The following is a 12,571-nucleotide window of genomic DNA, read 5'->3' on the forward strand; positions in this document are numbered from 1 at the left end:
GGTGTAGGAAAATGCACTGGTTAGATGCAGATGTTTCTTGAAGTGGGAAATGTCTGCAAAAAAAAGCGGCTACCTATCCGGTAGCCGCCTTTTGTGTACCGCCGATGTTGCTTAATCCGGCAGTTTGAACGCCATCACGTAGTCACCCTGCTTGGTGCCCAGCGAGCCGTGACCGCCAGCCATGACCAGCACGTATTGCTTGCCGTCCTTGCCGGTGTAGGTCATCGGTGTGGTCTGCGCGCCTGCAGGCAGGCGGCCTTCCCACAGCTGCTTGCCGTTTTTCACGTCATAGGCACGCAGGTACTGGTCGAGGGTACCGCTGAGGAACGCTACGCCACCGGCGGTGGTGAAGGTGCCGCCCAGGCTTGGTACGCCCATGGTCAGGGGGATTGGAACCGGCGAGCTGTCACGCACGGTACCGTTTTTGTGCATCCAGATGGTTTGGTGGTTGGTCAGGTCGACCGCCGCCACATAACCCCACGCTGGTGCCTGGCACGGCAGGCCCAGAGGCGACAGCAGTGCTTCGAGGATCACGCCGTACGGCGCGCCTTTATTCGGCTGCACGCCTTCGGTTTCACTCACGCGCGGACCTTGCTTGGCGATATCGGCCGCCGGGATCAGCTTGGACTTGAACGCCATGTAGCTCGGGTTCACGAAGGCGATCTGGCGTACCGGGTCGACGGAAATGCCACCCCAGTCGAACACGCCGAAGTTGCCTGGGTAAACGATCGAGCCTTGCAGCGAAGGCGGCGTGAACGGGCCGTCGTAGCGCATGGATTTGAAATCGATGCGGCACAGCAGCTGGTCGAACGGCGTCACGCCCCACATGTCACGCTCCTTGAGGGGCGGTGGCATGAAGTTCAGCTCGGACTTCGGTTGGGTCGGCGAGGTGTGGTCGCCAGCAACAGCGCCTTGCGGCACGGCGACTTCGTGGATCGGCACCACCGGCTGGCCGGTAGCACGGTCGAGCACGTAGATGCTGCCTTGCTTGGTCGACGCCATCACTGCCTGCTTCACGCCGGCTTCGGTCTTGATGTCGATCAGCGAAGGCTGGCCGCCCACGTCCATGTCCCACAGGTCGTGGTGGGTGAACTGGAAGGTCCACTTCACGTGGCCGCTGTCGATGTCCAGGGCGGTCAGGCCGGCGCTGTATTTTTCCGAGTCTTCGGTACGGTCGCCGCCGTATTGGTCGGGCATCTGGTTGCCCATCGGCAGGTAGAGCATGCCGAGTTTTTCATCCACGCTGAACATGGACCACATGTTCGGCGAGTTGCGGGTGTAGGTCTTGCCTTCGGCCAACGGGGTAGTGTCGTCCGGGTTGCCGCTGTCCCAGTTCCACACCAGCTTGCCGGTGTGCACGTCGAACGCGCGGATCACGCCGCTAGGCTCGTCGGTGGAGACGTTGTCGGTCACGTGACCGCCGATCACCACGAGGTTCTTGGTCACGGCCGGTGGCGAGGTGGAGTAGTAACCGCCGGGGGCGAAGCTGCCGATATTGGCACGCAGGTCGACCTGGCCTTTGTCGCCGAAGTCTTCGCACATCTTGCCGGTGTCGGCGTTAAGGGCGATCAGACGGGTGTCGGCGGTCGGTACGAAGATGCGTTTCGGGCAGGCATTCGGCGCGGCGGCCGGGCTGGCGCTGCCGGTAGGGCTCTGCTCGGAGGCATAGACGGCGTCATCGTGATACGACACGCCACGGCAGGTCATGTGCGCCCAGCCCTTGAAGTTCTCGGCACCTTCGGTGCTGATCTTCGGGTCGAAACGCCAGATTTCCTTGCCGGTGTCCGGGTCCAGCGCGATCACCTGGCTGTGCGGCGTGCACACGTAGAGCATGCCGTTGACTTTCAGCGGGGTGTTTTCGGCGGTGGTTTCACCCGGATCGCCAGCACCAGGAATGTCGCCGGTGCGGAAGGTCCACGCCGGGACCAGCTTGTGCGCGTTCTCCGGGGTGATCTGCGCCAGCGGCGAGTAGCGATCACCATGGGCCGAACGGCCGTAGGAGTTCCAGTCGCCATCGGCCTGGGCCGGCGCAGAACTGGCCATGCCAGGTACCGCGTCGCGGTCCAGTTGGCCGGTCTTGACCATCTCACCCGGGTTGGTGAATTGGCTGGCGAGGGCGGCAGCACCGGCCAGCACCACGGCCACGCTCAGCGCGCCAGTGCCCAGCGGGGCAGGCTGGCCACGCAGCAACGGACGGCGAAACCACGGGAGCAGCAGGACGATGCCCAGGGCAAACAGCAGTGCCAGGCGCGGCACCAACTGCCACCAGTCCAGGCCGACTTCCCACAAGGCCCATACGGTACTGGCGAACAACACCAGTGCGTACAAGCCCAGCGCGGCGCGGCGGGTAGCCAGCAGCAACACGCCGGTCAGGGCGATGCCGATACCGGCCAGCAGGTAGTACAGCGACCCGCCGAGCATGCTCAGCTTGACGCCGCCGGCCAGCAAGGCCAGCCCCATGATCAGCAGCAAGATCCCCAGCAGCCTGGGCAGCAGGCGGCTTGGGCTTGAAGCACCATCAGTGCTCATAGTGTGTTTCTCCGTTACGTTGGAATTATGTAACCCCGTGCTTCACTGTAGATGACGATTCGGCGCGGGCTTGGTTCAGCGTTAATTCGGTTTTTCTGGGGACAGGCGGTTATCCACAGGCGGGCGATAGACCTTCAGGCGCAGGTCGGTGCAAGACAGCGCTGTCTTCGAGGAGAGGGCAATTCGGCAAAATGGGATCGACCGCGGGAGTGAAACGTTTCAGTTTGTTGCGGCAAGGATAAAGTGCTGGTGCACCAAGCGAAAGCACAAATCGCAAGATGCATCATTTCCGATTTGGTAACAGTGACAGAACGTCGCTGCAAAAAGTGTAGGCGCCGGCTTGCCGGCGATGGGCCCGTGAGGCTGCCATCGCCGGCGAGTCGGCGCCTACAGGCGTGGGTTAGAAGGTGGTGCGGATACCCAATTGCACACTTCTGCCCGGTGCCGGCGCGATGTCACGCAGGATCGAGCTGGCGTAGCGCACGGTCTGGTTGGTGAGGTTTTCGCCGTTCACAAACGCCAGCCATTGGCTGCCGCCGACGTTGAAGCGATAGCCTGCGCTCGCGCCCAGCGTGGTGTAGCCGTCGGTGCCGCTCTCGTTATTCGGTACCCGGCCCTGGCCGGCGGCGTGTTCCACATCGATACGTGCCTGCCAGCGGTCGAGTTCCCACAGCAGGCCGCTGTTCAAGCGCAGCGGCGCAATGCGCGGCAAGGCTTCGCCGGTGTCGAGGTTGGTGGCGCGGGTGTAGTCGCCCGACAGCTCCAGGGCGAACTTGCCGTAGGCGCTTTCACCGAGTTTCCAGTGGTCCTGGGCTTCAAAGCCGGCAAATCGCGCACGTACGCCGGAATATTCGTACTCAGGGATACCGCCGGCGTCTTCTTCGCCTTCATCGTTCAGCGTACGACCGGTGCCCAGCAAGCCGATGTAATTGGAGAAGTGGCTGTAGAACACGCCGAAGCTGCCCTTGTGGGTGCCGTTGTCGAAACGCAGGGCCAGGTCGCTGGACACGGCTTTTTCTTTCTTCAGGTTGGCGTTGCCCAGCTCATAGGTACCGGTGGCGACATGCGCACCGTTGGCGTACAGCTCGTAGAACGTCGGCGCGCGCTCGGTATAGCCGAGGGTCGCGGCCACCGACCAGATCGGCGTGAGGGTGTACACCGCACCCGACGACAGGCTGCCGGCGGTGAAGTCATTGCTTTTGTCGGCGCCGGCAAAGCGCTCGTTGCCCTTGGCGTCCGGGTCGACGCTGGTGTGTTCCAGGCGCCCGCCGAGGCTGAGTTTCAAGCGCTCGGTGGCCTGCATTTCTTCGAGGATGAACAGCGCGCCGGCCGTGGTGTCGGTCTGCGGCACGAACGCTTCTTCACCCAGGGCGGAGAACTCGTTGCGGGTGACCTGTGCACCGACCACCCCGTCGAGCGGGCCAAGTGGCTGGTGACGGGCTTCAACCCGCGCCTCATAACCCTTGTTCTTGAAGATCGTGCCGGTCTCGCCGCCTTCGATTTCACGGTGCTCGTAGTCGGTGTAGCCCGCGTCGACTTTCACCGAGGTGAACGGGCCTTGCAGGTTGCGGACTTCGGAGGCGAACGCGTAGTGATCCTGCTTCATGCGGATGCGCACGTCCTGCTCGGCGGGGGAGCCGTAGTTAGCGTCGTAGCTGCTGTAGGACAGCCCGGCGTAACCGTCATCCCAGGTGTAGGAACCGCCCACCGCGCCGCCGTCCTGGCGTCCGTCGCTGTTGCCCAGGCGACCGTTCTTGCCGGGGGCGTCATCGGTTTCCGGGGCGTGGCGACTGCGTGCCTGGCCGGGGATTTTCAGGTCGTTGAATTCCCGCGCATTCGCATCCAGGTGCAAGGCGAAGGTGCCGTTGCCGGCTTCCAGCTTGCCGGCGCTGCTGCGCGTGGTGTCGGCGCCGCCGTAGCGCAACTCACCGGCACCGTGGATGCCTTCGATGGCTTCGGTGGGAATGCGGTTGTCGAAGGTGTTGACCACGCCGCCGATGGCGCTGCCGCCGTACAGCAGCGCTGCCGGGCCGCGCACGATTTCGATGCGGTCGACGTTGACCGGGTCCAGTGGCACCGCGTGGTCGTAGGACAGCGACGAGGCATCCAGCGCGCCCACGCCGTTGCGCAGGATGCGGATGCGGTCACCGTCCTGGCCACGGATGATCGGCCGGCTGGCGCCCGGCCCGAAGTACGAAGACGACACGCCGGGCTGCTTGTTCAGGGTTTCGCCGAGGCTGCCTTTTTGCTGCAGGGTCAGGTCATCGCCTTCCAGTACGGTGGTCGGCGAGGCGAGTTGCTCGCTGCCCAGCGGGTTGCCGGTGATGACTTGGGGTTGCAGTTCCAGGGCGTGGGCTTCGGAGCAGATCAACAGGGCGGCGGCAAGCGGGGTCAAGCGCCACAGGGAGGAGAGGGACATCGGACATTCCTTGGCAAAACGGCAAAAAAGAGAAGGCTGCAGACGGTATCGAACGGCTTACTTTTGATAAGTATCGTTACAATATAACATCTCTTTTTTCACTGAAAAGGGGAACTTTCTCCCAAGGGCTATATTCAATCCAGTGCTTCCACCGGTACGCCCCGTCGGCTAAGGTGCGCGGCTGTATTTCCTCTTATTGCAAAAGGCCCGGCATGACCGCGACAAGCAACGACCCACTCCACGGCGTGACCCTGCAACACGTCCTCACCACCCTGGTGGAACATTACGAATGGGAAGGCCTGGCCGAGCGCATTGATATCCGCTGCTTCAAGAGCGACCCGAGCATCAAGTCGAGCCTCACCTTCCTGCGCAAGACGCCGTGGGCGCGGGAAAAAGTCGAAGGCTTGTACGTCAAGCTGATGCGCACCAAACGCCCGCTGGACTGACCTCATGAAGCGGTATGTGGCAGCAGCGGCGCTGGCCGGATGGGTCGGCTTGGCGATTCAGCAATACCTGATCTTCTCTTCGCGCTGGGACGCCGGCGCCAGTCTGCTGGGCGGGCTGATCAACTTTTTCAGTTTCTTCACCGTGCTGACCAACACCCTGGCGGCGGTGGTGTTGAGCTATGCGTGGGTCAAGCGCGACTCGCCGGCGAAGCGGTGGTTTCTCGCGCCCGCGGTCAGCAGTGGCATCGCAGTGAGCATCGTGGTGGTGGGCCTCGCCTACAGCCTGTTGCTGCGGCATTTGTGGCAGCCCGAAGGCTTCCAATTTATCGCCGATGAGCTGCTGCACGACGTCATGCCGGTGTTGTTCGTCGTGTACTGGTGGCGGTATGTGCCCAAGGGCCATCTGCGCCTGAAACACATCGGCCTGTGGGTGATCTACCCGCTGGTGTACTTCGGCTATGCGCTGCTGCGCGGGGATTTGCTCGGGCAGTATCAGTACCCGTTCATCGATGTCGGCACCCTCGGTTATCCACAAGTGTTCGTGAATGCCGGGGGCATTCTGGCGGGCTTTGTGCTGGTTGCACTGGCCGTGGTGGGGCTGGATAAGCGCATCAAGCCCCGCTCCTGATGGATTCATTCCTTACCTACCCGGCGAGCACCGTCTCGTCGAGCAGTTGTGCGCCTCTTCTCGATCGCTTCAACTCATTAGTTAATCTTTCCACATGAAAGCGTTGACTTTCCAGGTGATGTAGTTCGATTCTTACAGTTATAGTTACCGATAACTCGGCACTCATAAACTTCACGTCATCCACGTCTTACAGATGAATACAAAGTTTTGGCAAATTGCCATAATTTTCTTATAAGTCTTGGCGTCGCCAGGCTACGTCATTAAATGAACGGGCCGACTTTCCTTTTAAAGTTTGCACTGGATAATCACTCGGGCTCATCAAGCGAGTTGAGTTGCAATACAAGTAATTGGAAAAAGGTAGGGCGTTCTGCGCGCTTAGGCGTCGGAATGACTTAATGACGTTTATTACTCTGTGAGCCTCTAGACATGAAAGCCAAAATAAACACTGTGCTGTTATCCATCGGGTTGTTGGTAGGGTCTGTGTCTGTTGCCCAGGCGGCGGATGGAACGGTCACCTTTTTGGGTTCGGTGCATTCCGGCGCCTGCTCCATCAAGCCTGACTCCGTCGATCAAACCATTCCCCTTGGCGCGATTGCCAAGCATCAGTTGCAGGCGGGTGGGAAGTCCGAGCCACGGCGCTTGCTGATTGAACTCGAAGGTTGCGACCTGGCCGGCCTCACCGATAACACGGTGACCACGACCTTCACCGGGGCGCCATCCGGCGTGGTGCCGGGTGCGCTGGGCACCGTCGGTAGCGCGGGCAACGTCGGCATCATGATGACCCATGGCAGTCAACCCGTTCGATTGGGCGTGCCTACCACGCCGCAGATCATTGCCACCGGTGATAACACGCTGGAGTTCGGTGCCTATGTGCAAGGCGCTGCTACGGGCGACGTGTTGCCGGGTGATTTCAGCGCGGTGACCAATTTCACCTTGGCTTATCAGTAAGCTTTTTCCCCCGCCACCCAGCGTGGCGGGGGAGGCGGGTGGAGGCACTGGTGAAAACATTCGTAAGTCTCGCTATCACCTCTTCTTTGGCGATGTTCGCCAGCCCTTGGGGGGTTGCCCAGGAGCTTGCGCACGGGGATGGGCTCGTCACGCTGGGAGGAGAGGTCGTTGACTCGGCCTGCGGGTTGGAGTTGGTCAGCGTCGATCAAACCATCGATATGGACCCTGAGCCTATCGGCCGGTTTTTACGACGCGCCAGGGGCGGCGACCAATCCTTCCAGCTGCGCCTGGTCAATTGCACATTGAGTCGCACCGATCCGTTACGCCCCGGGGTAACGCTGCCCGACTGGCAGCACCTGCGGGTGACATTTGACGGTCCCTCCGACAGGGAGGGTCGCTCTTTTGCTGTATTGGGTGGCTCGCAAGGTGTTGCTCTCAATATCCAAGATTCGGTTGGCCAATTGAGTATTCCCGGTCAGCCGATGACACCGCACCCCTTGGCGGAAGGCGACATGACGCTGCACTTCACGCTTCATTTTGTTGGCAACGGATTGCCCATAGTGGCCGGAGCACACCGCGCCACCGTGCGATTCAAGTTGGAATATTTCTGAACTTTGATGGGTTGCTTGCATGTTGAATACGGCGAAGGTCAAGAATACGCTGCGCTCAAACTTTTTTAGTGGGTTGATATTATTACCGAGCACGGCTATGGCGAGCGGGGATATTGAGTTCAATACAGACGTCCTCGATCTAAGTGATCGGACCAATATTGACTTGTCTCGGTTTGCCCGCAGCGGTTTTATTCTGCCTGGTACTTACTCGATGGTGGTGCAGATCAATAATCAGGCGATGGCCGAGCAATCGGTGGCGTTCTTTCCCCCCGATAATGATCCCAAAGGCAGCCAGGCCTGTCTGTCGCCGGCGCTTGTGGACCTGCTGGGCCTGAAAGTGTCGAGTGCTGCCGAACTCAAGTGGTGGAAAGGCCATGACTGCCTGGATATAGAAAGCTTGCCGGGCATGGAGGTCAGTGGCGATCTGGCCACCTCCACGCTGAACATCAGCGTGCCCCAGGCCTACCTTGAATACAGCGCCATCAATTGGGACCCGCCTTCCCGCTGGGATGAGGGCGTGCCGGGGCTGCTGATCGATTACAACATGACGGCGCAGTCCCGCTACCAGAAGAATGACGGCACCCGTAACAACTTGACGGGTAACGGCACCGTGGGGGCGAATGCCGGCGCCTGGCGCCTGAGGGCGGACTGGCAGGGGCGTGTCGAAAAAGGCCTCGACAGTGGGTACGGCGATCCACAACAACTGGAGTGGAGTCGTTACTACGCGTATCGCGCAGTGCCTGCGCTGAAGGCGCGCCTGACGGTGGGAGAGGACTATCTGTATTCGGACCTGTTTGACAGCTTCCGCTATACCGGTGCCGCACTCGTTTCGGATGCAAGCCAGCTGCCACCCAACTTGCGCGGTTATGCCCCGGAAGTGGTGGGCGTCGCCAAGACAAACGCCCGGGTTGTTATCAGCCAGAAGGGCCGCGTGCTGTATGAAACGCTGGTCGCTGCAGGCCCGTATCGTATCCAGGACCTCAATGACGCCGTCAGCGGCACCCTGGATGTACGGGTGGAAGAACAGGATGGTTCGGTCCACACCTTCCAGATCGATACGGCAGGCATTCCCTACCTGACGCGTCCTGGCCAGGTTCGTTACAAGCTGGCGGTAGGGCGGCCCTCCGATCTTCAATACGGCGCCAATGGCAATTTTTTCGGTACCGGTGAGTTCTCCTGGGGCGTCAGCAATGGTTGGTCGCTGTTCGGCGGTGCTATCACCGATAACAACTACCGTGCGTTGTCTGTCGGCGCCGGTCGTGACCTGTTGGCGTTCGGCGCCGTATCGCTGGATGTCACCCAGTCCCACGCCAGCGTGTGGAATCAGGCGCTCTCGGGCAAATCCTACCGCCTTCAATACTCCAAGCACTTCGAGCAGTACGACAGCCAGGTGACGTTTGCCGGCTACCGGTTTTCCGAGAAAAACTACTTGAGCATGAGTGAGTACCTGGACGCCAGCCATTACGGGTTGAACGGCGAGCTCGGCGGGATCGAAAACGTAGAGATCATCGAGGGCTGGAAACCGATTGGCGACAGCAAGTCACTGTATACGGTGACGCTCAATAAACAGTTTCGTGACCTTGGGGCGACCGTCTACGCCAGTTACAACAAACAGACGTATTGGGGCGCCCGGACACTCAGCGCTGGAACCTGTCCATGTCGCGCTACTTTAATCTGGGGACAGTCAGGAACATGAGCCTGTCCCTGAATATGTACCGCAGTCAGGAATACGCCTACAAGGATAGCGGAATGGCGCTGACTGTCAGCCTGCCATTGGGGCGCAGCGGCACACTGTCGCTGGATGGCAGCAGGACCTCGGGCAAAGAGAGCTATGCCACGCGTTACAGTGACCGCCTCGATGAGCGCAATAGCTATCAGCTCAGTGCAAGCGACAACTCTACCAGCGGTTACCTGAGCCATATTGGCGACCAGGCTGACATCGATCTCAGCGCCAGCACACAACAAGGCAATGGCAGGACCCTCAGTGCGTCTGTTCGCGGTGGCGGCACACTCACGCCCTACGGCGCAGCCCTGCACCGAACCAATGCCGTTGGCGGAACCCGTCTGATGATCGATTCCGGCGGGGTACCCGACGTGCCTGTGCGGGGCTACGGCGTGTCGACCCGCACCAACATTTTCGGCAAGGCGGTGATCTCCGATATCAGCAGCTACCAGCGCACGGCCGCCAGTGTCGACCTGGAGAGCTTGCCGAGCAACGTCGAAGCCACGCAGTCGGTGACGCAACTGACACTCACCGAAGGGGCCATCGGTTATCGATCGCTGGAGGTGATTGCCGGTGAAAAGGCCATGGCCGTGCTGCGCCTGCCGGATGGCAGTTCACCGCCCTTCGGCGCGACGGTGAAGAACCTAAAACAGCAGGACACCGGGATTGTGAACGACGGCGGTGCTGTTTACCTGAGTGGCATCCAGGCCGGTGAGCAGATGATTGTCAGTTGGAGTGGCCTCGAGCAATGCCTGCTCACGCTCCCTGTGGTTTTGCCAGCCGACAGCTTGAGCGATGCCCTGCAACTGCGCTGCCAGAGTGTAGCCACTGATCAATCCTCACCCGAGCCAGCATCGCTGACCGGCAAGCGTACCGATACGGAGAACCCCGCCTCATGATGCTCAATACGCGCTCTAGATTCCTGCTCTTCGCACTCTTGGCTACAGGCCTGAACCCGGCCGCCAACGCTGCGGTTGGCCTGGATCGCACCCGTGTGATCTTTGAGGGTGGCAAGGATGCCACCAGCGTGAACATCACCAATAACAACACCCAGTTGCCGTACCTGGCCCAAGGGTGGATCGAGGATGAGCAGGGCAACAAAATCACCTCGCCCTTGATCGTGCTACCGCCGGTTCAACGCTTGGAGCCCGGTAAACAAAGCCAGGTGAAAGTTCAGGCGTTGCCGGCGGTCAAATCGTTGCCCCAGGATCGCGAGACTGTTTACTACTTCAACCTGCGGGAAATTCCGCCGCGCAGCGACAAATCCAACACCCTGCAAATTGCGCTGCAGACCCGCATCAAATTGTTCTACCGCCCCCAAGCCATCATGCCCAGCCAGCAGGACTTGTCCAACCCCTGGCAGGAAAAGCTCACCCTGACCCGGCAGGGCGACCGATACCAGGTGAATAACCCCACGCCTTACTACGTGTCCCTGGTGGACGCGCGCGCCAGCAAAGACGGTAAAACCGTGGCGGGCTTTGAACCGGTGATGATCCCGCCCAAGGGGACGCTGGCCTTGGGGCCAACGGCCACGGCACTTGGCCAGGCGCCGTATTTGGCCTACGTCAACGATTACGGTGGACGCCCGCTCCTGGCATTCACTTGCAGTGGCGAAACCTGCACCGTGAACGCGCAGGTCTCATCGCCTAATGAGTAGCGCCTGCTGCGGGAGAACGTCATGAAGTCGCACACCGTGAAAGTCTTGGGTTGCGTGTTATGTGTCCTGGCGGCGCGAGTAGGCGCCGAGGATGACGAAGGCATCGATGGCCAACGTGGGCGGTTGAACGTTAACGGGTCCATGCATGAATCGCCTTGCAGCCTGGAGATGACATCGCGCCATCAAACGATTGACCTGGGCGCCGTGTCGGCCAGCCTGCTGCTACGACCTGGCGACCAGGCGCCATCAAGGGCATTCCAGCTGCGCTTCCAGGATTGCCAGCGCACCGCCGGCAGCATCCGCAGCGAGCGTACCGGGAACCTGGCATGGAGTTCCCATCAACCGGTGTTGTCGGTCACGTTTCTCGCGCCTGCCGATGCCGATGATCCACGGCTGGTCAAAGTGCAAGGCATCACCGGGATGGGGCTGCGGTTGACCGATGCCTTGGGTCGGGACGTGCAACTGGGCTCCCGGGGCGAACCGTTGTTTTTGACCGAGGGCGGCAGTCTCCAGACCTGGAATGTTCAACCCACGCGCACCTCCGCGCCGTTGACCAGTGGGGCCTTCCGCGCCGTAGTGGATTTCAGGCTCAGTTATGAGTGAGGCCAATGTAATGACCAAGGCAGTCGGCCCGCGGGCCATTCTTATTGGGGCAGGCCTGCTGTGGGTCGCCAGCCAGGGTGTGCAGGCCGACACCAACCTGATCATCCGCGCGGTCATCATCGCACCTCCGCCGTGCATCATTAACGGCGCGAGTACGCTCAATGTGCCCTTTGGCAATGACCTTCTGACGTCACGGGTGGACGGTATCAACTACCGTCGCAACGTGCCTTATACCGTCACCTGTGATGCCCCTTTCAGCAACGCCATGAGACTTGAACTCAGGGGCACGGGGGCCTCGTTTGATGCTCGCGTACTCTCGACCCGCAACCCGAATCTTGGGGTGAAACTGTTCATCAACGGTGCGGATTGGCCGCTGAATGCGGCCGTGAATTTTACCTATCCCAACTTCCCCGTCGTGCAGGCAGTACCGGTCAAGCGCGCGGGCAGCGTCCTGCTCGGGGGCGCATTTGATGCCGCCGCCACGCTTGTGGTCGATTACCAATGATGAGGAATGCGCAATGACATGCGGGCAGCAGCGGGCCTTGCTCGCCTTGTGTTTGATCGGCCTGAGCAGCAGTGCTTCGGCCAACTTGACGTTCAGCGGGACGCTCAATGAGCCACCGCCCTGCACGATCAATGCGGGGAACACGATCGAAGTCGATTTCGGCGATGTCGGCGTCAAGCGAGTCGATGGCGTGAGATACCGCCGAGCGCTCGGCTACATCATCAGCTGTGGTAGCGCCACGCTCCCGTGGGTGCTGAAGTTGAGTGTCAACGGCACACCCACGACGTTCGACGGCTCGGCTGTGCAAACCAGTGCGACAGGCCTGGGCATTCGGATATTCCAGAATAACCTGCCGTTTCGACTCAATACGCCACTGGATATAACCGTGTCGTCCCCGCCGATGTTGGAAGTCGTGCCGGTCAAACAGCCGGGTGCAACGCTGGCCCCCGCAAGGTTCACAGCGGTGGCCACGCTGTTGGCCGAATACCAGTAGGAGTTGAAT

12 protein-coding genes are annotated in these 12,571 nt (G+C 60.7%); 10 read left to right on the forward strand and 2 right to left on the reverse strand.

Annotated elements, in window-relative coordinates; all coding sequences use genetic code 11:
- Positions 1–111 precede the first annotated feature (111 nt).
- On the reverse strand, positions 112–2,529 hold the full coding sequence (locus JFU04_RS04840; RefSeq protein WP_065906886.1) for a glucose/quinate/shikimate family membrane-bound PQQ-dependent dehydrogenase: 2,418 nt from the start codon (positions 2,527–2,529) through the stop codon (positions 112–114).
- A 400-nt stretch (positions 2,530–2,929) separates the two neighbouring features.
- Positions 2,930–4,948 (reverse strand): TonB-dependent receptor, encoded by a 2,019-nt coding sequence (locus JFU04_RS04845; RefSeq protein ID WP_201143598.1) that lies wholly within the window; start codon positions 4,946–4,948, stop codon positions 2,930–2,932.
- 212 nt (positions 4,949–5,160) lie between these two features.
- Between JFU04_RS04845 and JFU04_RS04850 the strand changes: the two genes are divergently transcribed.
- The 10 genes from JFU04_RS04850 (at position 5,161) to JFU04_RS04890 (ending at position 12,562) form a co-directional block, all read left to right on the forward strand.
- Positions 5,161–5,394, forward strand: a complete 234-nt coding sequence (locus JFU04_RS04850; RefSeq protein WP_012722427.1) for a VF530 family protein — start codon at positions 5,161–5,163, stop codon at positions 5,392–5,394.
- A gap of 4 nt (positions 5,395–5,398) precedes the next feature.
- Positions 5,399–6,022: a Pr6Pr family membrane protein gene (locus tag JFU04_RS04855; protein ID WP_106805053.1), complete on the forward strand. Its 624-nt coding sequence runs from the start codon at positions 5,399–5,401 to the stop codon at positions 6,020–6,022.
- Positions 6,023–6,448: 426 nt separating this feature from the next.
- Positions 6,449–6,970, forward strand: a complete 522-nt coding sequence (locus tag JFU04_RS04860) for a fimbrial protein (RefSeq protein ID WP_120447709.1) — start codon at positions 6,449–6,451, stop codon at positions 6,968–6,970.
- A 50-nt stretch (positions 6,971–7,020) separates the two neighbouring features.
- Positions 7,021–7,581, forward strand: coding sequence for a fimbrial protein (locus JFU04_RS04865; protein ID WP_065906878.1), 561 nt, complete (start codon positions 7,021–7,023; stop codon positions 7,579–7,581).
- A 19-nt stretch (positions 7,582–7,600) separates the two neighbouring features.
- On the forward strand, positions 7,601–9,277 hold the full coding sequence (locus tag JFU04_RS30450; protein ID WP_342389429.1) for a fimbria/pilus outer membrane usher protein: 1,677 nt from the start codon (positions 7,601–7,603) through the stop codon (positions 9,275–9,277).
- Entirely contained in the window at positions 9,274–10,203 is a 930-nt protein-coding gene (locus JFU04_RS30455) for a fimbria/pilus outer membrane usher protein (protein WP_342389430.1), read from the forward strand. The genes JFU04_RS30450 and JFU04_RS30455 overlap by 4 nt, the downstream gene beginning before the upstream one ends.
- Complete coding sequence (locus tag JFU04_RS04875) at positions 10,200–10,961, forward strand: fimbria/pilus periplasmic chaperone (RefSeq protein WP_201143599.1); 762 nt, start codon at positions 10,200–10,202, stop codon at positions 10,959–10,961. Before JFU04_RS30455 ends, JFU04_RS04875 begins: the two co-directional genes overlap by 4 nt.
- 21 nt (positions 10,962–10,982) lie before the next feature.
- A complete protein-coding gene (locus tag JFU04_RS04880; RefSeq protein ID WP_201143600.1) occupies positions 10,983–11,564 on the forward strand; it encodes a fimbrial protein in 582 nt (193 codons plus the stop codon).
- Positions 11,565–11,574: 10 nt separating this feature from the next.
- Positions 11,575–12,069 carry a fimbrial protein gene (locus tag JFU04_RS04885; protein ID WP_201143601.1) on the forward strand — a complete coding sequence of 165 codons (495 nt, stop codon included), beginning with the start codon at positions 11,575–11,577 and terminating at the stop codon, positions 12,067–12,069.
- A 13-nt stretch (positions 12,070–12,082) separates the two neighbouring features.
- Complete coding sequence (locus JFU04_RS04890) at positions 12,083–12,562, forward strand: fimbrial protein (protein WP_201146305.1); 480 nt, start codon at positions 12,083–12,085, stop codon at positions 12,560–12,562.
- The last annotated feature ends 9 nt before the right edge of the window (positions 12,563–12,571 follow it).

The organism is Pseudomonas sp. TH21 (genome assembly GCF_016651025.1).
Lineage (GTDB): Bacteria > Pseudomonadota > Gammaproteobacteria > Pseudomonadales > Pseudomonadaceae > Aquipseudomonas > Aquipseudomonas aylmerensis.